We start from the raw sequence: 21,004 nt of genomic DNA, 5'->3' as shown, positions 1-21,004 counted from the left end.
GAAGTTGAAAAAAGAAGATGGGAGATCAATACTTTGCTTCTCTATTACATAAAACTGAAAGCAAAGTATTGAATTTTATATATTTGTAATGTGATTAGCTTTTAACAATAGGGTTTTCAGATTTTCCCCATTCAGACCATGAACCATCATAAACAGACATGGGTGCCTCCATAATTTCTGAAGCAGCAAGATGTACAATACAAGCTGTAATACCTGATCCACAACTAAAAATCAAATTTTGACCTTGAGGAAGTACATCATTAAAAATAGTTTCTAAATCCTCCTCTGGCTTTAGTTTTCCTTCTATAAGCAAGTCTTTAAAGGGAATATTGACAGCATGGGGAATGTGTCCACTCTTCATGCCTGGTCTTGGTTCGTCAACAGTACCATCAAACCGTTGTTTTCCTCTTGCATCTACAACGATTTCTTTTTTTGAAGTAATATTTTCCAATACCTCTTCCATAGATTTTATTTTCTTAGGATCAAAATGGGCTTTAAAATCCCCTTTTTGAAATGTTGCATTATGATTTTTTGAGACCGTTTCGAAACCTTCCTTCAACCATGCAGGTAATCCACCATTCAACACTTTTACGTTATTATGTCCCATGGCTTTAAACATCCACCAGGCTCTAGGACTCGAAAAAAGTCCAATATTATCATAAACTACAATTTTACTATTTTTATTAATTCCAAGTTTTTGGCATTCATTTTCAAAGTGAGTCGCAGAAGGAAAAGTATTCGGTAATCCACTTGATGTATCGCTAAAGGTATTTTTGATATCAAAAAAACGAGCCCCACCAATCATTAAATCAGGATAAATAGTCGCTAAGCCCGCCGCTTTACCATCCTGACTTGCGTCCAATAACACAAGGTCCTTATCTCCTAATTGATCTGATAATTGTTGAGGTGTGATTAGATTTTTCATTTGTAAATTGATTATTGACGAATTTAGGATTGAAGATAATAATATTTCATTTTATACAACGACCTTACCTCTTAAGAATCTTCGATTGTGATCTATGTTGAACTATGTAGCCCATATTCTACTTATCAAAGTACTTATTTTAAAAGAATTCATTAATTTAGAGATTGCTGAAATTTTTTATAGGAATATGAACTCAGTAGATTTTTTATAACCGAATAATAATTTTTATGAAAAAGAAAGACCTTCCTTTTACGCCTAATTTTTTTGATAGGTATATTAATAAAGTAGATGATAAATTGTCAGTTATTGATGCACTTTCAGAAACGATCGTAAAAATTGATGCTGATTTTGTGGCTGATTTAAAAGCGTTGAAAATGAATGTGTATGCTCCTAATAAATGGACAACGCATGAATTAATGCAGCATATGATTGATACTGAAAGAATATTGGCCTACAGAGCTTTGACAATAGCAAGAGAGGATAAAACGAATTTGCCGGGTTTTGAGGAAGATGATTACGTAATATCAAGTATGGCTAACCATAGAGAGTTGGACGATATGATCAATGAATTCCAAATATTGAGAGTAAATACTATTTCTTTATTCAAAAGCTTTACAGATGATATGTTACAGCATGCCGGTTCTGCTAACGGTAATGAGATCTCAACGTTGGCTTTGGGCTTTACGATTGCAGGGCATCAATTACACCACATGGATATCATTAAAGAAAGGTATTTCCCACTTTTAGAATCAAAATAAAAATGATAAATACATTTTCATCAAGTGCTTTTGAAAGAGCACCTATTATGGGTGTGTTGAGAGGTGTAGATTGGGAAACATTAAAAAGAATTTTACCATTGTATGAAGAGGCAGGGTTTACCACTTTAGAAATTACAATGAACACCCCAAAGGCTGAAGTATTGATTCATAATGCAATCCAACATTTCCCAAATCTAAATATTGGAGCGGGTACGGTTTGTTCAGTACAAGACCTTCAAAAAGCAATTCATGCTGGAGCCAATTTTATTGTAACTCCTATTTTAAATGAAGAGTTATTTGAGAAGTGTAAAACAAGTAACACACCTATTTTTCCGGGTGCATTTACACCTTCAGAGATTTATAAAGCATGGCAATTAGGAGCAAAAGCGGTCAAAGTATTTCCATGTTCACAATTAGGCCCTAAGTACATAAAGGATATCAAAGGCCCCTTAAATGAAGTTCCACTTTTACCAATGGGAGGAATCAACCAAGACAATCTGTTTGAATACTTCAATGTAGGAGTGTATGGAGTAGGAATGGGAGGAAGTGCTTTATTCACTCCGCAACTAATGCAAGAGGGAAAAGAAGCAGAGTTATTAGAACATTTTAAGAAGCTTTATGCAAAGCTAAAAGAGATCAAAACCATTTTGAAATAATGAACAATGAACTTCCGTATTATGAAATACCAAAACTTCCTGAAGTAACCAATGCAGCTACTATTTTAAGTAGATTGGTGGATGGACTAGGTTTTAGGTATCATTGGGGAACAGAAGGCCTTACTGAAAACGAAATAGAATTTAGGCCCATTGAGTCGAGCCGAAATATGTTGGAATTGATTGGACATATTTATGATCTGGCTTTTGCGGCTCATAAGGTTCTGACCAATAGTATTTCTCCTAAAAAAGAATTGTCAAGTTTTGGAGATTACCGTAAAGAAACCTTAAACCTATATTGGGAATTAAGCCAATATTTAAGAAAAATGGATCCTCAATCCTTGGAAAATCACAATTACAATGGGGCTACACAATCTTTTCCTTTTTGGTATTTAATCAATGGTCAAATCGCAGACGCTTTAACCCATGTAGGACAAGTGGTCAGTTGGAGAAGAATTGCAGGAAATCCTCAGCCAAAAGGCGTTAATGTATTTTTGGGAAAGAAAATGTAGTAAGAAAAGTAGTACTTTGATTTTTAGCATTTTCCTATTTTTAATGGGATAAAAATGATTGAAAAATCAGAAAAATACTCAAAAATGGTTATTGCGTTGCGTAATACTACTGACTAATTTTGTTAAACATTTATTAAGTTACAAAAGTAGTTAGAATCCCAATTATTGGGAATAGAAAAACATCACTTCATGAGTGATGTTTTTTTCATTTATGGTTTGAATGAAGAATTTCGCACTTCATAATTTCACAAAGACAGGTAAGTTACTTCTTACGATCTAAGGTATTTTGCAACTACACTATAAATTAAATTATGCATCTCTTTTTATGAAGGGTATATGGTAGTATTTTGTGTTTCGCAAGGATGTTACAATGTAATATCCATACAGCACTGCATTTTAGAAGATTATTATAAAACCCTTGCCTTTTTATGTGTAATGATCCTATCATTTAGTAGTAATTACCTCGGCCTTGAAGGGAAAAGCGTTAAGAATTTCATGTATTGAGCCGTTAAAAATGATTTTCTTGTTTGAGCTTTAGCGAGTTTAAAATCATTTAGGCGAGAGGAATGGAATTTAGCTTTTGACTTCTAAGCCTTGACTTTTTTGCTTCGTTTTTGTGTTAAGACAAAAATGAAGAAGAAGGAAGTTTGAAAGTAGATCCTATAAATGCTTGCAGAATGGGTCAATTAAAAGTTGTAGTTTACAGCACATTAGCTACATTGTTTTATAAAGTTATTGAGTGAAATTTTATAATGCCTTTAAATTATTCCTAATAACTATTATTCATTAAACTATTTATTATCAATCAGAAAACCCAAAATGTAAAACAGGAGTAAATAAATATGTTAGTATTCAAACTAAATTTTATTATTCTAATGATTTATAAATTAATCGTAACAGCTGGTTTATTTGTTTTTACCCAATATCTATTTGCCCAAGAAATTGAAGGAATTCAATTAGGAGAACGAGATCAAAAAAGTACTTTTACACAAATCAATGATCAATTATTTCAAGTCATGCCTATTGAGGACGAAGAGACTAATGTCACCTGCGGTGTGATGTACCAACCTGTAAATGAAGATTCACAAATTCCGACTACTCTTACTAAATCGAATATTTCTTCCTTTGAAAAGGAGATAACCAAAGAATATGATATAAAGTTTGATAGCGTACTTCATTACGGAGACACTTCTATGAAATTCTTTATTCATAAAGAGACAGGGGTGGAATATGAATTGAGTCGCGAAAAGATTGGTGATGAATATGATATCTTTTTTGTGGTATGGTATGAGAAATTATCTTCTCCCCAGAATCTAGTTAAATAAATTAGGTTTGGATTCATTATTACTTCTAAATTTGTGCTGAACGTAAAAACAAACACATTTTATGGGAGCTATTATGAATTTTGCGATCTTCCCCATTGACAAGGGAGATCATATTGGTGAATATGTAAGTAAAGTGGTTCAACACATAAAGGAGTCGGGTTTGACTTATCAGTTTTCACCTATGGGAACAGTCATTGAAGCTGAAACAGTTACTGAATTATTGAAAGTAGTGGATGAGGCTTATAAAATTATGGATCCCATTTCAGACCGCATTTATTGTGTCATGAACATGGATTACAACAAGAATAAATCAAATATGATTAAGTCAAAAACGGAATCAATTGAAAAAAGAATTGGTAAAGTTGACTAAAGATCTAGAAGGAATCTCAAAATAAGAGGTTCCTTTTTTAATAACCATTTTTTTACACTAGATCACCAAAATTTATACAAAGTAAGGATTCAAATTCCCGTTTCTAATTATAACTCTCATCAAATCATTGCACTCTTCAATTAGGTTTGATGTTTTATTCTTCAATAAATTGTAATTAGGAAAATGGAATTCAATAATCGTTTACTGATTATTCTTGGTATTGCGGGTATTCTGACCGCTTTTAATGCTTATAGAGAGATTCAACGTTCAACAGATTTGGTATCAGAAAATGCTCAAAAAATTGAGGATATTTACAATTATGGGTTTCCAATTGTGTTGGTCTATTATAGCCAAAAAGCAAGAAAGCATCAAAATGTAAGTTCAAAGGAGTCGGTAGTTCCCAACCCTTCTTTGGAAAAAGTAAAATCTTTATCACTAGAAGAATTTTTGACGGAGCTTTCTTTTATTCTTCAACAACAGAAAACGTATACAAAAGATGAAAAAATGCTTCAAAAAATGAAGGAAATAGGCGTCCGTATCGGCAAACCCTTTTCGATGGGAAATATAGGTCCACTTGAAAGAGAATATTACAGGCTTATACCTCAAGAGGTACAGTCTCATTGGCAAAATAAATGATTTATAAGTACCCAATAAAAGTTGTTTGATAAATGTCTCTTTACGATTAAGAGGTAGTTTTCTTAGCTCTTACTCTCCTTAATTGGTAATGGTAAATGCTCCCCAATAATAGGGACTACCAAATTCTTCAAGCATATTTAATTGTGCCATTCGGAAAGCTTTGTTTTTAGACTCTCCACCGATGAAATAGCGATAAAAATTGCTCATCAATTTTTGAGTCGCGAAATCATCGACATCCCATAAACTCATGATCATACTTTTGACTCCAGCTGTATGAAACGAAAACTTTAAGCCCAATACCTCTTCGTCATCAAACGAATTAGTGATACCTGTTTTACATGCAGAAAGTATTAAAAGTTTTGTATTGGTGAGGTCAAGGTTTAAAACCTCATAAGCTGATAGAATACCGTCATTACCTTCTTTGAACTTTTCGTCAAAGGGTTTTGAGCTAATTTCACTTAAAATAAGACCTGATTGAAAGAGTGAACTATTGATATTTTTATTCGTGTTTTGATTAAAAAAGAAGCCGTGAGTAGCAATATGAAGGATCTCAGGTGATGAATTTATGTTTTTAATATTTGTTTCAGAAGCATTTTCTTGAGTAAATAACTTCACATTCCAATTGTCATTTTTCAAAATATCACTGACCTGATCTACTTCTTTCTGAGTACCAGGAAGGTCTGATATTCTAAAATTAGAAAGCATTCCTCTACTATTTTCTACCTTTTTTGAAAAATCAGGGTTCCCAAATAAGACTGCTGTTTTTTCTTTGAATTCAATTTTATCATCATCCATCAGTTTTGCAGAAGATACCAATGGAACAATAGCATGTGTCTCTAAAATATATTTATCCGTTTTTTTGTTCTTAAGGGTATTGAGATTGATCAGTCTATAGATACCATCATTGATTAAATAAATAGAATTGGGATTTATTTTAAGTTCATCTATTTTATGTTGAATTGGTGCCCAAAAGAGCTCATAGGTATTATACTCATGTTCTTCGTTAAGCACTAGAGAACGTCTAGATGTCATCTCATTTAAATAAGAAGCATATCCCTTTTTTTCCAAAACTTCTGCTTTTTCAAGAGGAATAAATTCGGGTGCAGTACTATTTTTTGAGATCAATAAAGCAAAATAATGTGCCTTTTGAGTAGTTTCATACAGTTGAGCCTTCACAATTTCAATTACAACTTCATTCTCTTGAAGTTGGCTTTTTATGTCTTTCCAAGTATAAAGTTCTGAATTACTTTTATCATCAATTTGAGCTGAGGCTCTAATTAATGTTTTTTCTAAGTTTCCAGCTCTTAGGTCAGTAATAATCCACTCGTTTTGATATTTTTCTTGATCTGATGAAGAGGCAAACTTAAAAGTTGAAATTCTTGACTTCATCAAGTTAAGTTGGGTAAGGTAGGAGGGGTAATGATGGTTTCTTCTATTTTGTTGAAAATGATATAATTTAGAATTTCTTTCTTGAGCATCCAACCAGTAAAATTGATAATTCATCAATTGAATATCATAAGCTTGAGCAATAAATTTCTCTTTGGTAGTGGTATCACACCTCATTAATAAGTCGTAAAAAATATCAAATGCATATTTTGTTTTCCGGAGGTATAACCGTTTGTCGACTTCACTCGCTGACGCAAAATAATCATAGTAAAGTGCTGTCCTATTTTGTATAGCTTGATGAATTGTTTGGTAAGCAAGGTCCCATTTATTTTGAGCAGAATAAAAGTAAGCCAAATCACTCAATGCTTTTGAATAAAGAATATGACTTGTTTCTATATGCGATAATATCTTCTTAAAACTTTTTTCAACCCCATCAAATTCACCTTCTTCTACTTTGATATTCAGTAAATACGTCTTGACTTTTAATATATCAACTTGATAGTCCGTATACTGTATTTCTTTCCCAATTTCAAGTGCTTTTAGTAAAGTGGTTTTGGCCAATTTAAAATCCCTATTTGCATAATAAGCGTGTCCAAGAAAAAGATGAATGATAAAGTTTTCATAAGGTATTACCTCAGGGTTGTTCGCTAAAATAGTTTCTAAATTGAGAATAGACTGTTTATAATTATTACTGGTCAGCAAACGAAAAACCTCTAAGAGTTCAACATTAATATTAAATTTCTCATTGCTACTTTTTGATTCATTTAAATACTTTTTCCATTGGGCAAGTAGAACTTCGGCTTTATTTAGCCTTCCTAAAAGAATGGTCAATCTTATATTGAGCTGTACAGCAAGGTGTTCATCATAGGATAAATATTTAGCCCCCTGAAGAATGGGGTTGGGAATTTTAGAGAGATGAATTTCTGCTTTGTTGTATTCACCCAACGTCATGGCTCTCTCTGTTTTTACGATGTGAAGTAGTGTATTGTATTCTTCTTTATCAAACGTTATATCCTTGATGTCTTCTAAAGCATCATCAACTTTGTCATACATCCCAAGTTCAAAATAGCAGTAAGCAAGTTTGACTTTAATTCGGTTGATCTTATCCTTGTTTGTATCGTTGTCATATAGTTTTAGTGTTTTTTGTAAAAGAGGAATACACTCATGAAACCGGGAAGTATACATCATTATAGCACTTCTTCTGCTGTAGACATCACCCAAAAATTCATTATGATCAGGAAGTATTTGGTTAATCACAGTTTCGTATTCAACATAACGTTTTTCACTCTCCTCAAATTGCTCTTTTGCGAAATAAGCATTCCCTAAAAACAATATTGTTTTCGCATATAGTAAAGTAGATCGGTGGCCAATGGATTCCAGTTTACTTTTGATTTGATGCAGGTTTTCTAATGCTAGATCTTCACGGGCTGTTTTGAAATAGAGTTTATTAAGATAAAGCTCCATAAATAAATAGCGGCCATAATATTCAGAAACGGTAGTCATATTGCGACACATTTTAATGGCTTCGTTAACTTTCTTTTCTGCCACATCATAACGTTTTTGTTTGTAAGCAAATATACCTTCATTAAAAAGTAAATTTGCGTAACTAATATTATCCTTTCCTATACTTTTTTGATGCACTTCATTGACTTCCTTCAACAAATGTTCAATACCCTCAAGTTCATTTAGTTTTAGTTTGGAGTAGATATAGAAATTTAATGCTATTCCATAGTCAGGGTAAAGCCAACCTGTATTGTCTTCTATAATTTTTAATACACGCTCTAAGTACTCATTGCCTTTTTTATATTTTTCTAGAAAAATGCAAACCTTACCGGCGTTCATAAGTGGAAAAACAAGTTCAATTGGACTATTATGATGAAGTTCAGCTTCTTCGAGTTGCTGAAGTACAATTTTCTTTTCTTCACTTAAGTTGCCATTCAAATAGAATGCTCCCAACGCATTGGTTTGCATGGATTCTTGACCCAGAAGTGTATGGAAGAATAGGCATTGAAAAATAACGTAAAAGAAGAGTTGAAAATAAATTTTATTCATAGAGCATGAAAAAAGATGTGTTGATCCTGTTAAGATAATCGTTTTTTGATCAAAGACAGCTGTTTTTTAAAAATAAGCATTTCAAGAATAGAGTTAAAGAATAATGTCACTTGACAACAGTGAAACATTCATTATTCAAAAAACACAATAACAATGAAAATTAGATTTACACTTTTAATTTTAATGACAGCAATTGTTCATTTTGCTAAAGCTTCAGATGTGGAATTGGGGAATATTAAAAATTCAGATGGAGCAATTGATAAAACCTATTTATTCCAAACCCCACAAGGGACAATTGATATGAATGGTGGTAAAAAAGGAAAAATTGAGTTAGGTCTTCGTTTTCTTTCAGATGTTGGTATTGATATGACTTACAATTTGAATAAAAACAGATTACATTTCACGGGTACATTTACTCATAACTTCCAATTGGCAATGTATTATGATTGGATGTTTAATGTAAGTTCAGCTCCAGGCTTGTCAGTGTATGGAGGTGCTGGTATGGCGGTTCGTTTTGAAGACTGGTCTCCGTTTGGTTTAGGTGGTAATCTTGGTGTTCAATATGCATTTTCGGGTGCTCCAATAGCTGTAGGTTTTGATTGGAGACCTACTTGGTGGTTGGCGAATCATTCTCATTTTGACGCAGGTGACTTTGCACTTATGGTAAGATTTCAATTCTAATTGAGTGGTTTTGAAAATGGTTTTAATAGCGCTTATAATGATCACTTTTGTGATTTGTTCCTATAAAATATATGAGAAACAGTATGTGGCTCATAGTACAACCACGTTAATGGTAGATATTCAATCTACTGGATTGGAAAGTAAAGATGGACAGGGTATTGTACACCAAGCATTCATGGATTTTGACTCGGTTTGTATCAACATTAATTCTTTTCAATTACCTATTAATAATGATACACTTTATCATCGACCATCATCAAAACATCGCATTGATTTGTTGAGTTTTGTATCAAGAGATACCGTTTTGTGGGAGAATATATCTGTGGATGTAGGTAAAATTGGACGTGCTGCCACATTAAAAATTGAACAGGAAGGTAATTATTTGGTAGATCATACCGGAAATAAATACAATCTAATAGTAGATAATCCTTATTTTGATTTTGAATTGTATTCCGATAACGATATAAAAAAGGGATCGTCCTATGGTATCAAGTTAGACTTCTTGCATAGCTTACAGGTCATCCAAAATAATGAGGGGCAATTTATCCTTTCGCAGAAAGAAAGTAAAAGTTATCAAAACGGATTAATGTTCTTGTATAAAGTTCAATAAAACGTTTTACCCTAAAATTGATAAAATTAGAAATAGATAAAGACGATAGATAGTTTTGATTGTAATGATCAATTTACCCAATGACTACTCCCTCTTTTATAACCCAAAAAAGTTAAGATCACATTTTGAATGATATGGAGTAACCGAAGCCTGCTTAGGAATCGGTTACTTTTTTGTGTTTCAATAGGCTCATTTTTTCCTTTTAGAATTAGTTGGATTTTATATACTCATAGCCATTTTTTGTACAAAATAGAGTCTGCGACAATCGTTTAATATCTTATCAATAACAAAAAAATATTTTAGATGAAAGCGATAGTTCAAATTACGATTCTTATGATGGTAGTATCCCATTCTATGTTTGCCCAGAAAAGGTATATATCAGAGGATATCATTGATGACTCTGAGAAAATAGCAGAAGAGATTGTAGAAGGTATTTTTAATACAGAACCTCATGCCTATTTGGAAGGCATTTCTATGGTAAGTTTTGAACAAATTGAAGAAGACTATTTTTCTGTATATCAAGAGGTGTCCGAATACCTCATTGATGAAGATGCTTTTGAAGTAGTTCTGTTACTTGACGATACAATTGAGACAAGATATTATAATGCTACAGGACAAGCCTTTCTTATTATTTCGGAACATTCAAATGAGACTTTCCCTGCAGAGATTTTAGCCAATTTTACTAATGTAAAACCTGCTTGTGAGGTGATAAAAAGAACCGTAATCCAACCTACCTCAGCAGAACAAGTAGAGGTTTATAAAGTGACATTACTTCAAGCTGAAAAGACAAAAGTAGCATATTTTAAAAGGGGAGAAGAAGGTTATAAGGAATTCAGATTTAAAGACATTACTATGCTTCAGAAATAAGAATCACGACTGATAAAATAAGTAGTTATTTTATCATTTGTTTGAGAGAGTTTCAAGGGAAAATAAATTTTGATTGGTGTTATAAGAACCTTGAAACTCTCTTGTTGTTTCCTTTCCATCAGTATTAGTTAAATGGTCTACAAAACAAATTCATAATGAGATTGTTGTACCGATAAAGGTGGGGAGTGAAATAAGTTGTATTCCCATCAATACCGATTTTAATCTTTATCCCATTACACAAATTGATAAATTAATAACTTTATGTTTCAGCTGTTCTTTACAAAATTTATTGCATTTTTCACTGTGATTGATCCGATTGGAACCCTACCTGTTTTTATAGCTGTCACTGCCAATATGGATCGAAATCAAAAAGTGACAATTGCTAAAAAAGCTACTTTTGCGGCTAGTGGAGTATTATTGTTTTTTATAGCAGTGGGAGAGGTCATTTTGGAGGTGATTAAAATTCCAATGTCTAATTTTCAAATTGCTGGTGGTATTGTACTGTTCTTATTTGCTTTAACGATGATTTTTGGAGCAAGTAAACCTGAAGAGGAAATTTCACATATTGATCAGAAAGAAGATGTTGCAATTTTTCCTTTAGCCATGCCTTCCTTAGCAAGTCCGGGAGCTATTTTGGCTGTAATGCTTCTCACAGAAAAAAGTAAATATAGTTTGCAAGAACAGCTTTTAACTTCATTAATCATGCTTACCGTAATGGGTTTAGCATGGATTTTTATGCTTTTTTCCTCAAAAATATTCCATAAAATAGGTAACAGTGGTGCAGCTTTAATAAGTAGAGTAATGGGATTAATTTTGTCAGCGGTTGCGGTCAATCATGTTTTAATAGGATTGCAGTCATTTTTTGAAAACTAATAGTACAAAACGATGGACGGTTTAGAAACTAAAATATTAATCACCCTTGGAGTGATTTTATCACTGATCATATTATTAGGAGTGACAAGCAGGTATTTGACGAAAGTAGCAGATGAAAAGGGTTTCTCTGATCATAGAAAAGTGTACGTGAGCAATTTTTTTACTGTGGGTTATATAATTGTGGTCGTCATAGTTTTAATTAGTATTTGGGATGTTTCTATACAAGGTGTTTCCTTATTTATTTCTTCAATTTTCACCCTTTTAGGCGTTGCATTTGTGGCACAATGGTCACTGCTAAGTAATATTACAGCTTCTATTTTATTATTCTTTGCTTATCCTTTTAAGATAGGAGATCATATTAGAATTCAAGATGGAGGGGAGAACTCTATAGAAGGAAAGATCATTAATATTACACTTTTCAATATTCGTATTTTAACTGAAGATGGATTTGATGTGGCTTATCCTAATAATTTAGCGATCCAAAAGCCTATCAAGAAAATTAAAAATGAAGATCCACACCCACCTTCCAAAAGCTTATTATAGTTAGGGACAAGTAACATACTCTTAATAATTTTAAGGCAAATTTTATCCAAGGTAATTTTATTGTAATTTTAAAAATCGATAAAATTTGACAAAAATGAATTTAAAGGAATACATCAGAGACGTACAAGACTTTCCAAAGCCTGGTATTGGTTTTAAGGATATCACTACACTTTTATTAAACCCCAAAGCACTTTCAGAAGGTGTTAATCAATTTGTAAAATTGGTAGAAGGAAAAAAGATCGATAAGGTAGTGGCCATGGAGTCAAGAGGCTTTTTCTTCGGGCCATTAATAGCCAATGCAATTGGTGCTGGATTTGTACCTGTTAGAAAGCCAAATAAATTACCTTATGATACGATCTCTCAGGAATACGAATTGGAGTATGGAACAGATGTTTTGGAAATGCATGTAGATGCGATCCAAAAAGGAGATAAGGTTTTGATACATGATGATGTATTGGCCACAGGAGGTACTGCCGAAGCAGTAGTGAAAATGGTAGAAAAAGCAGGAGGGGAGATTGTCCAACTGGACTTTCTGATTGATTTAACCTTCCTCAATGGAAAGAAGAAACTTGAAGGATATCAGATTAATTCTTTAATTGAATATTAAATATAAGCAGTGTTGAGATGTAAAATTTCAACACTTTTTTTTATTATGGAAATAGCAAACACACCACAGCCACCCTACTATGCGGTTATTTTTACTTCTATTACTTCAGAACAATTAGAAGGGTATGAAGAAACAGCGACAAGAATGGTAGAATTAGCAAAACAACAAGATGGTTTTCTAGGTTTTGAATCTGCAAGAGATGGTATAGGCATTACCGTGTCTTATTGGAAAGATTTAAATAGTATCAAAAATTGGAAGTTTAATTTAGAACATTCCTTAGCTCGTCAACAGGGCAATAAGAAATGGTATACAGCTTTCAAAACCAGAATCGCATTGGTCGAAAAAGATTATGGGAAATTGTAAAAAGAAAAATCCCAAGGTAGATAGAATTGATTTCTATACTATCCTTGGGACGCTGTGTTAGCTTTCTTGTACTAAACTATGAACATGTCACCAATGCCATTTCTTTTAGCATTGGAATTGTAGTTTCATATTTAGTCTTTAGTTGTTCAGCTTTTTCTAATTCATCTTCTGAATCATAATAGTAATCGATAGCTTCATTTATACAATCCTCATTTTCGTTAAAGAAATTGATAATTGTATCTCCTGCAGTTTTCTTTTCTTCACAAGTCGCTTCATCGCTACCGAGAGTCGCAAGTTCAGCAGCAAATTTTGATTCTAAATTAAGAAAACCTGGGTCGATGATACATCCTTCTGTTACGACTTCTTCCTGAAAGCATGAAAACAGCAGAAATGAAAGTAGTCCTATTAATGAATAGGTTAGTAGCTTGTTCATAAAAAATAGTTAAAGTGACAAAACTTCCGTAAAAATAGGTCATTGTAAACAATTGTAAAAGCTCAATTCTTTAAAAAGTTAGCTTTGTAATTATTTGTAATGAATTTTGTCTAATTTTCTTTATTTTTTATATCTTTTTGTTACAAATGTAATTCTTTATCAGCTACTTATAAATATTTATTAACTTAATTGAGTTGAGATATATAGCGTTAATCACTAAGAATATAAGTGTTATTTATACAGATAATTAGTTGGTTTAACTCTAGTTTTTATACTTTAAATTGAAGTAAAGATTAAATTTTTATGAAGTGATTTTTAAGAAAATTATCATCAGATTTTAAACTCTTATTCCGATAACATTATTCATGATATAAGAAAAAAGAAAGGATTTTGATAAGACCATCACATCAAAAACCTCTCTTTTGAATCAATAGAATTACCAAAATCCCTATATTAATTTACTTCAACTTTCTAATCAGATATTAAAATGTTTATGTCAAAACACATCGATGTTTAATTATTATAAAAGATGAGTAATATTATATTCCTTCTACTGAGCCATCTACTTTTTTAGGAAGTAGTGCACCTACTGTACTTTCAATAGAAGGACATTCATGTGTGAATGAATTAGCTAAAGGTTTATCCTCTGTTGTGAAAATCTTAAGAGGTTGCTTTTTACCTCTGAATTGATGTGTTCCAACTTCTTTAAATTGGGAATTCAACAAGGTTACAACATCCTCGGACATTAAAACTTGATAGCCCAATTCTTTACATTTTTCTTGCAATCTTGATGTTGCATTAACGGTGTCACCGTGATAGGCGACTTCTCTTTTAATAACTCCCACTTGAGAGGTAGCAACAATACCAGCATGAATACCGGCTTTAAATTCTGGCATTACACCATATTTTTCCATAAAGTAATCTCTACGGCTTTTTAGAGTAGCGTCTATATCATAGAATAATTGTATACAACGGTTATTTTTAATTCCTTTTTCTAGTGGCCAGGTCAAGACAATCTCATCACCAACATACTGATAAACAGAAGCTTTTGAAAAGCTAATAGGATCAGTCATTGTACGGTAACAATCTTGTATTAATCGACTATATTTCATGTGGCCTAAACATTCAGCAATAGAAGTAGAGTTATATAAGTCTAAAAACATAAACACTCTATGTTCTTCTTTTGGAGTATAATAATCACCTCTTAATGCAGTTTGAAATAACTCGGGTCCAAGTATATCCTTTAATTGGAATAAAGAATTAATCAAAGCACCTGCCATCATCACATAAACCGCATAAATAATGAAGCTTTGTTGTGATAACTCATTAAAGTAAGGAAGACCTTCTGGATAAATATTTTTACCCATATAATCCCCAATACTTAATAATAATGAAGTTTCAACAGAAACAATAATAAAGATTAGTGTGCCTCTTTGCCAGGATTTTAGCTTAGATCTTTTATCAAGAAAGAAATAAAAATTCCAAGAGAACCATCCTAAAAATAAAGCAAGTACAGCATTGGCAAGTAAAGCGAACTTTAGTTCACTATGTATGATAAAAAATTCATTATTATCTATAAAACGATTATAGAACTGTAATGCATCATATCTAATTAGAAGATACAAGGCATTAATAACATACCAAAAGGCACTCGAAATGAGATATCCTTTGATATATTTTTCGAATTGATAGCGATTTTTTAAATATTGCATGGGTTAGTTGGTTAGTACACTGAGAAAGTGATAATAAATGAGATCACGGAAATAGTTATACCAACCATAAAGAAATTGAATGCATTTCTTACTTTCTTATATTTTAGGTCAAGCACCTTGCCTAAGTAGTAGGCATCCTTACTAAGTTTATCATATACTTGTTCAGGGTATAAGGTGGCTTCTCTTAATAGTTGTTGGTATTCTTCTAGTTCCAAATCTACGAAATCTCCAAAGAAAAGTAAATTCAGATCCTTTTTATCTTTCTTTAAATGCTTTTTTACATTAGGTCTAGTTGCCAAAACAGCTAAAATGGCAGAAACTAAACCTGTGATAGCCAAGGTTAAACTGGGCCAAAGCAGTTCTGGTAACTCATCAATTTTTCTGAAAAGATAACCAATTGCGAAAGAAGTTATGATGGAGTTAATGGAAAGCAAAGTACTTGCTTTTCGGTCAGCGATGGAGCTTAAACCTAATTGATTTCTTGCTAGAGTAGTGTACATTGATTCAATATCTCTTCTAGGCTTTGTCAACATAGGTACCCCATTCAGCATCTCTACTTCTTCTGAGGGAGCCTTCTTTTTCTTTTTCTTTTTTTTCTCTTTTTCAGGTTTGGGCTCAACATCTTCAATGATTGTTTCAGCCTCTTTTAAAATAGATTGTAAATATTCTCTTTTACGAGGTCCAAAGTGAGTTCTAGCATAGTTTGTAAAATACCTATGGTCCGTCATAAATCTTGCATTCATCATTAACCATTGAGTCTTTGAGATATTTCCAGTTTCAAGGATCTCAGATTTTTCTTGACGTAAGGCTTCAGAAAAAGTATTAAAATCTTCTTTACCTAAATGAGCTAAATCTGCATCGCAAATGATTTGCTCCATTAGGTTTCTTGGAGTTTGCGGAATCTGTGTAGCCATAATACACTCTTGAATTACTTTAATGTCTTCTTCTGCTAGTTTTTCATTCAAGAACTCTTTACAGATTTTTGAGCTGTTTGCTTCATGATTGCTACAACTTGCTTGCGTATAACCAGTATCATGAAACCATGCAGCAATCTCTAAGAGATGGATATTTTTTTCATCAACCCCTTCGTTTTCACCAATTTCACGAACGGCACGAACAACATGTTCAGTGTGTTTTATATTATGATAAGGAAGATCTTGAATATTTTGTTTAGCAAACTCAGATGCTGAAGCGATCAAATTATCAAAATTTATATCAGTCATTTCCATGGTATTAAAAACTAAAGCCTATGTTGAAATATACATTTAAACGTTCATCAGATGCACCTACGATTGAGGAAAGAGCGATTTTATCAACTGGAGCAATATATATACCTCCTCCATATGATTCATGCCATTTGTTTGAAGATTCCCCTTCCAGCCAAACTCTACCAAAATCATAGAATCCAATGACTCCAAAGGTGAAAGGTATGATACTATTTTTAAATTTAAAAATATCAAGATGAGCATCAAGGCTGTTATACAAACTCGCATCTCCATAAAAACGGTCTCTTCTGAAACCTCTCATGTTCTTATTTCCTCCAATTTTATTAGCCATTATATAATGGTAATCACCGAAATTGGTGCCACCACCTACATTGTAGGCTAACGTTAGATCAGTAGGTAACTTAAATGTGTAATGATAAGTAAATTGACCATTTAAATTGATATAATTTAGGTTGTCATTGCTGAAGTTGCGAAGTGCCATACCTCCAATTTCAAAATGTCCGCCTTTCTTTGGTAGTAAACTATTATTACGTTTATCAATTTCAAAACTTATTTCAGGACCAAAATAATTTTGTGGATCTAGTGCATCTTCAAATAAAAGATAATCGCCAGATTCAACGAAATATCGATCTTGTAAGTATTTATCATTACTGACATCTGTATGTATAAACGTTCCTCCAAGTTTTATGTTTACGCTTTTGTTGAATTCCACAAGGAAGTGAGTATTAACTTTATGGTAGATGTAAAGAAATCTATAATAATCAACGCCATTTTCTTCATTGAAAACTGTTTCATTCCCTATTCCATAGTAATTGGAGTTTTTAGGAGAACGAAGTTCAGCTTGAACCACAAGATCAGAATTTCCTAATACGTCGGTAAATTGCCCTTTATATTTTAGTTTGAATGCACCAGCATTTGCTGTGGCTATTGCACCATATAAAGTGTGTTTTGAGGCAAAAGGAATTTTTCTAAAGCTATGGTTGGTAAAAATAAAACCACCACCTAGTTGTACTCCATCGTCAGGAAGATAACCACCATATAATAATGGAAGTAAAGAGTTAAACTTAAATTCAGCTCTATTGTAGTCATTCACTTCTGACTTTGAAGAAAGCTTTTTCTTTACAGCTCCACCTTTATGTACAATATTGGTACTGTCTTTAGTATCATACAATAAGATGTTTTTTGAAGATTTCTTATCTGTTGTATCCTCAATAGTATCTTCTCCGTTTCCACCAACAACTCTAACTTTGATTTTACTCTTATGTTCACCTTTAAAGATGAAAGTGTCTTTACCACCAAAACCATAAATTCGGATTTCTTTTGTTTCCTTTGGATTAAACACTCTATGATATAGTGTTTGTTGAATATTACCTTTTTTAGAAATCTTTTTTAAGGTAACTTCAGTAAAACCATTTTCTAAACGTTCAATAACTACTTGTTCTTTTTTATCAGAACCTAATACTGATACGTTTTTGGAAAGGTGTAAATAATATTCTTTTGCGATAGCAGGCAGTTGAACTCTTCTTGCTTTTAATACTTCGAAGATTTCATCATGATGGAAGTCTTTAATTTCCTTTGGTAAATACTGAAGTGCTTCTAGAATAACATCGTCAGTAATGTTTTCTTGTATAAACTGAGCTTGTGCTAACCAGTCTTCTAAGTTGGCTTGAGCGAGGAAATATCGATCAAAATACCTTGCATTGAAATTAAAGCCTGGCGCCCAATTCATTTCTTCATCAAATCCTTCAAACTTAGGTAAAACCCATCGATGAGAAGCAATATTTGGAATAATTCCTTCATTTAAGAAAAAGACTTGATCACGATCTCTAGGAATAGGACGGAACATTCTTCTTCCTTTTTTCTCTTTAAAAGCAGCCCAGCGCCACTGATCATCATGTCTGTCCCAATCACCAATTAACATGTCAAATAATCTCGATTTGAGCGTAAATTGATAATCGGTGTAATTATCATTATCTTCTTTGAGCTTGTTGACTGTTTTGATAGTGCTGTAGATTTTTTTAGCATTTCCAAAACTCTCAATATCACCTGTATTCTTAGATGGTCTTTCTTCCAGCATGTACACCTTATTGGCTGCTATCTCTTGATAAATCCCAAATTGCGGGTCATCACCAACATAAACCACTTGTGGGTTTGCATGATAAATGCCAATGGCGTCTGCCATAATAGGTACCGTTAAAGGAGAATAGGGGTGTGCAGCAGAAATCTGATCTTGTACAACTGCTTTCGCGATAGTTTGCTTTAATTCAGCAGGAATGGCTTTGATGGGATTTTTATCAATAGAGCGTAATGTATATTGGTTTCCTAAAGAGTCTTGAAGTCTAAAGGAAAGTGTAGCCATACCACCACCTCTTTGAACAATTTTTACGCCTCCTTTGAATTTTGATAAATCAAAGACTGGCATTTTAATAGGAGTTTCCCATTCTTTTCTGTAATTCTCACCCATCCATTTTTGCTGAGAAGCACTTGTTGCATATTGAGTGCTGGCAGGGACAATGACACTGTCAGCAAACTCAACTTGTTTTACATTCGCTACAGATGGAACTTCTTTCGGTAAAAATGAAGTATTGAATAATTCCTTATTTGCATCAAAATATTGAATGTTAGTCGCACCGTCTTCTTTAAAAGTTACGGTACTAAACCCTTTTGTACTTTGAGCAAACTTTGAATATTTACCTTGTACTACATGAGACGTTTTTGAACCTGAACCAGAAACAATATAGTGTACGTTGTCTTTAAGGTTATATTGTAATGTGTGTTCATGACCACTTGCATAAATAATATTGGGATGACTCTTAAAGATATTTTGGAACGAAGAAGTCATTTTTTGATTGACTTTATTCCCTAAATCTTGTCTATTGACTCCTGATTTTCTAGCAATAGGGTAAACTGAACCCACAACAGGCAGCGGTAAATAAGCCCATGATGCAAATGCGGTCAATGGGAAAATATGATCTTTTGCAGTGAAAACACCCCCATGTTCACCATATGTGATGACAGGATGATGCCCTGCAACAATTAGTTTCTTCTCCTTATTTCTAGCAACAATATCTTGTAATGCAATTAAGGCTTCATCTACACTTCTGTATTGACAACCGTTGTATTCTGCTGTTTCAGGGTAATCAAAGATCAGCCATTGCGTATCTATTAAAAGGAGAGTGACTTTGTCATTGAGCGGAATTTCAACAGGGTCAGGACAACCGTCAAAAGGAGCAAGCGTAGAATCCCCTAATATAGAGGTGACGAACTTTTCCTGATTTCGTAATCGAGCTAAACCATTCTTTTTTCCTCTGTTGTAATCATGATTACCTGGAACCATGAAAACATTTCCTCCAAAGGATTTTAAAGGTGATAATTGGGCCTTTAGGATATCTTCACCTTCTTTACGTCTTTTTTCTCCAACATTTTCTAATCCATGAGGATAGACATTATCGCCCAGAAAAATAACCGTACTATTCTTTTGATCTGACTTATTAATTTTTTCAAAAAAAGAACGTAGCACCACATCTTCTTCAGAAGCTAAGCCAGCGTCACCAATCAAGTATACAGTATGATCTTGAGCAAATGCGTTTACACAAAAAATAGAGTAGAAGCTAAAAAAGTAGATTAATTTTTTCATGTTAAAATTCAAGTAGATTACCCTTCAAATTATTTCCCATTTCATTAGAAATAAATAAACGCCCATCAGGGGAAATACAAATTCCTTCAGGTTGTTCAAAAATACTTCTTTTAATTTTTACAGTTTTAATAATTCCATTTGAACTGCTATTAGCTTTATCTGAAGTGACACTATCTCCACTTGAAGCAGCATCGATGAAAAATATTTCTTTAGATCGATGAGATAATACAATGACCTCATTATTTTTCTCGTCAAAAAAAACTCCCGATGGTCCAGTACTTTTCCCTTTAGGAATCTTGTAAGCCAATTTCACATCAGATGGATCTTCAATACTTACTTTATAAATACCTTTAAAATCCGCTTTTTTACCGTTCATTCCACCCCTTCCTTTTAGAGCTACGAGAAGATGTTTAGGACCAAAAGTACAAAGTCCTTCTACATCATTTTCAACCGTAAAAGGGAGCTGGTATTTATCCACATTGCCATTTTCTTCATTGACGAAATAGAGTTTTCCTTTACTATTGATAACATAGAAGAAAGGTTTGGCATACGCTATACCTTCGTAATCTCCATTTTTTCCAAAAGAGATGGTTTTTACAATTTCCTTTTTCTTGATATTATAAAGATATATTTTTCCTTTTTCATCATTAATTGTGGCAATGGTGTTTTTTGAATGCCAAGCAAGCCCTGAAATTTCTTCTAACTGATGAGGGAGAAACCACTTGTTTTTTGGTGTATCAAAACGTCCTTTGGTTTCATTTTTTGATTGAGCGCAAGATGTTAAAGACGCAGTGATAATGAATAGTAGTAAAATGTATTTCAAATTCACTTATTT

At 32.9% G+C, this 21,004-nt stretch carries 20 protein-coding genes; 13 read left to right on the top strand and 7 right to left on the bottom strand.

Annotated elements, in window-relative coordinates; translation table 11 throughout:
- Positions 1-94 precede the first annotated feature (94 nt).
- Positions 95-925 carry a sulfurtransferase gene (locus IC221_RS04945; protein ID WP_188167905.1) on the bottom strand — a complete coding sequence of 277 codons (831 nt, stop codon included), beginning with the start codon at positions 923-925 and terminating at the stop codon, positions 95-97.
- Positions 926-1,152: 227 nt separating this feature from the next.
- On the opposite strand from IC221_RS04945, the gene IC221_RS04940 reads away from it, so the two are divergent.
- The 6 genes from IC221_RS04940 (at position 1,153) to IC221_RS04915 (ending at position 5,179) form a co-directional block, all read left to right on the top strand.
- The gene (locus IC221_RS04940; protein WP_188167904.1) at positions 1,153-1,683 is read left to right on the top strand and encodes a DinB family protein; all 531 of its coding nucleotides are present in this window, start codon (positions 1,153-1,155) and stop codon (positions 1,681-1,683) included.
- 2 nt (positions 1,684-1,685) lie between these two features.
- A complete protein-coding gene (locus tag IC221_RS04935; protein WP_188167903.1) occupies positions 1,686-2,339 on the top strand; it encodes a bifunctional 4-hydroxy-2-oxoglutarate aldolase/2-dehydro-3-deoxy-phosphogluconate aldolase in 654 nt (217 codons plus the stop codon).
- A complete protein-coding gene (locus tag IC221_RS04930; protein ID WP_188167902.1) occupies positions 2,339-2,848 on the top strand; it encodes a hypothetical protein in 510 nt (169 codons plus the stop codon). Before IC221_RS04935 ends, IC221_RS04930 begins: the two co-directional genes overlap by 1 nt.
- A gap of 875 nt (positions 2,849-3,723) precedes the next feature.
- Entirely contained in the window at positions 3,724-4,173 is a 450-nt protein-coding gene (locus IC221_RS04925) for a hypothetical protein (protein ID WP_188167901.1), read from the top strand.
- Positions 4,174-4,234: 61 nt separating this feature from the next.
- On the top strand, positions 4,235-4,543 hold the full coding sequence (locus IC221_RS04920) for an MTH1187 family thiamine-binding protein (RefSeq protein ID WP_044208853.1): 309 nt from the start codon (positions 4,235-4,237) through the stop codon (positions 4,541-4,543).
- Between the two features lie 183 nt (positions 4,544-4,726).
- On the top strand, positions 4,727-5,179 hold the full coding sequence (locus IC221_RS04915) for a hypothetical protein (RefSeq protein WP_188167900.1): 453 nt from the start codon (positions 4,727-4,729) through the stop codon (positions 5,177-5,179).
- A 78-nt stretch (positions 5,180-5,257) separates the two neighbouring features.
- On the opposite strand, the gene IC221_RS04910 is transcribed toward IC221_RS04915, so the two are convergent.
- Complete coding sequence (locus IC221_RS04910) at positions 5,258-8,617, bottom strand: CHAT domain-containing protein (RefSeq protein ID WP_188167899.1); 3,360 nt, start codon at positions 8,615-8,617, stop codon at positions 5,258-5,260.
- Positions 8,618-8,770: 153 nt separating this feature from the next.
- On the opposite strand from IC221_RS04910, the gene IC221_RS04905 reads away from it, so the two are divergent.
- From IC221_RS04905 to IC221_RS04875, 7 genes are all read left to right on the top strand, one after another.
- Positions 8,771-9,298, top strand: coding sequence for a hypothetical protein (locus IC221_RS04905; protein ID WP_188167898.1), 528 nt, complete (start codon positions 8,771-8,773; stop codon positions 9,296-9,298).
- Positions 9,299-9,314: 16 nt separating this feature from the next.
- A complete protein-coding gene (locus IC221_RS04900; RefSeq protein ID WP_188167897.1) occupies positions 9,315-9,908 on the top strand; it encodes a hypothetical protein in 594 nt (197 codons plus the stop codon).
- A 303-nt stretch (positions 9,909-10,211) separates the two neighbouring features.
- On the top strand, positions 10,212-10,775 hold the full coding sequence (locus IC221_RS04895) for a hypothetical protein (protein ID WP_188167896.1): 564 nt from the start codon (positions 10,212-10,214) through the stop codon (positions 10,773-10,775).
- 261 nt (positions 10,776-11,036) lie between these two features.
- Entirely contained in the window at positions 11,037-11,648 is a 612-nt protein-coding gene (locus IC221_RS04890) for a MarC family protein (protein WP_188167895.1), read from the top strand.
- A 12-nt stretch (positions 11,649-11,660) separates the two neighbouring features.
- A complete protein-coding gene (locus IC221_RS04885; protein WP_188167894.1) occupies positions 11,661-12,191 on the top strand; it encodes a mechanosensitive ion channel domain-containing protein in 531 nt (176 codons plus the stop codon).
- Between the two features lie 94 nt (positions 12,192-12,285).
- Positions 12,286-12,798, top strand: coding sequence for an adenine phosphoribosyltransferase (locus IC221_RS04880; RefSeq protein WP_188167893.1), 513 nt, complete (start codon positions 12,286-12,288; stop codon positions 12,796-12,798).
- Between the two features lie 45 nt (positions 12,799-12,843).
- Positions 12,844-13,161 carry an antibiotic biosynthesis monooxygenase gene (locus tag IC221_RS04875; protein ID WP_223241301.1) on the top strand — a complete coding sequence of 106 codons (318 nt, stop codon included), beginning with the start codon at positions 12,844-12,846 and terminating at the stop codon, positions 13,159-13,161.
- Between the two features lie 76 nt (positions 13,162-13,237).
- Here the strand turns inward: IC221_RS04875 and IC221_RS04870 are convergent, their stop codons facing one another.
- The 5 genes from IC221_RS04870 to IC221_RS04850 form a co-directional block, all read right to left on the bottom strand.
- Complete coding sequence (locus IC221_RS04870) at positions 13,238-13,594, bottom strand: hypothetical protein (protein WP_188167892.1); 357 nt, start codon at positions 13,592-13,594, stop codon at positions 13,238-13,240.
- Positions 13,595-14,133: 539 nt separating this feature from the next.
- A complete protein-coding gene (locus IC221_RS04865) occupies positions 14,134-15,306 on the bottom strand; it encodes an adenylate/guanylate cyclase domain-containing protein (protein ID WP_188167891.1) in 1,173 nt (390 codons plus the stop codon).
- An 11-nt stretch (positions 15,307-15,317) separates the two neighbouring features.
- On the bottom strand, positions 15,318-16,529 hold the full coding sequence (locus IC221_RS04860; protein WP_188167890.1) for a Pycsar system effector family protein: 1,212 nt from the start codon (positions 16,527-16,529) through the stop codon (positions 15,318-15,320).
- Between the two features lie 10 nt (positions 16,530-16,539).
- Positions 16,540-20,169 (bottom strand): metallophosphoesterase, encoded by a 3,630-nt coding sequence (locus IC221_RS04855; RefSeq protein ID WP_188167889.1) that lies wholly within the window; start codon positions 20,167-20,169, stop codon positions 16,540-16,542.
- Position 20,170: 1 nt separating this feature from the next.
- Positions 20,171-20,992: an SdiA-regulated domain-containing protein gene (locus IC221_RS04850; protein WP_188167888.1), complete on the bottom strand. Its 822-nt coding sequence runs from the start codon at positions 20,990-20,992 to the stop codon at positions 20,171-20,173.
- Positions 20,993-21,004 lie beyond the last annotated feature (12 nt).

The organism is Flammeovirga sp. EKP202 (genome assembly GCF_014534745.1).
Lineage (GTDB): Bacteria > Bacteroidota > Bacteroidia > Cytophagales > Flammeovirgaceae > Flammeovirga.
Note: the sequence above shows the minus strand (reverse complement) of the source record. Positions and strands in the feature narration are given on the sequence as shown.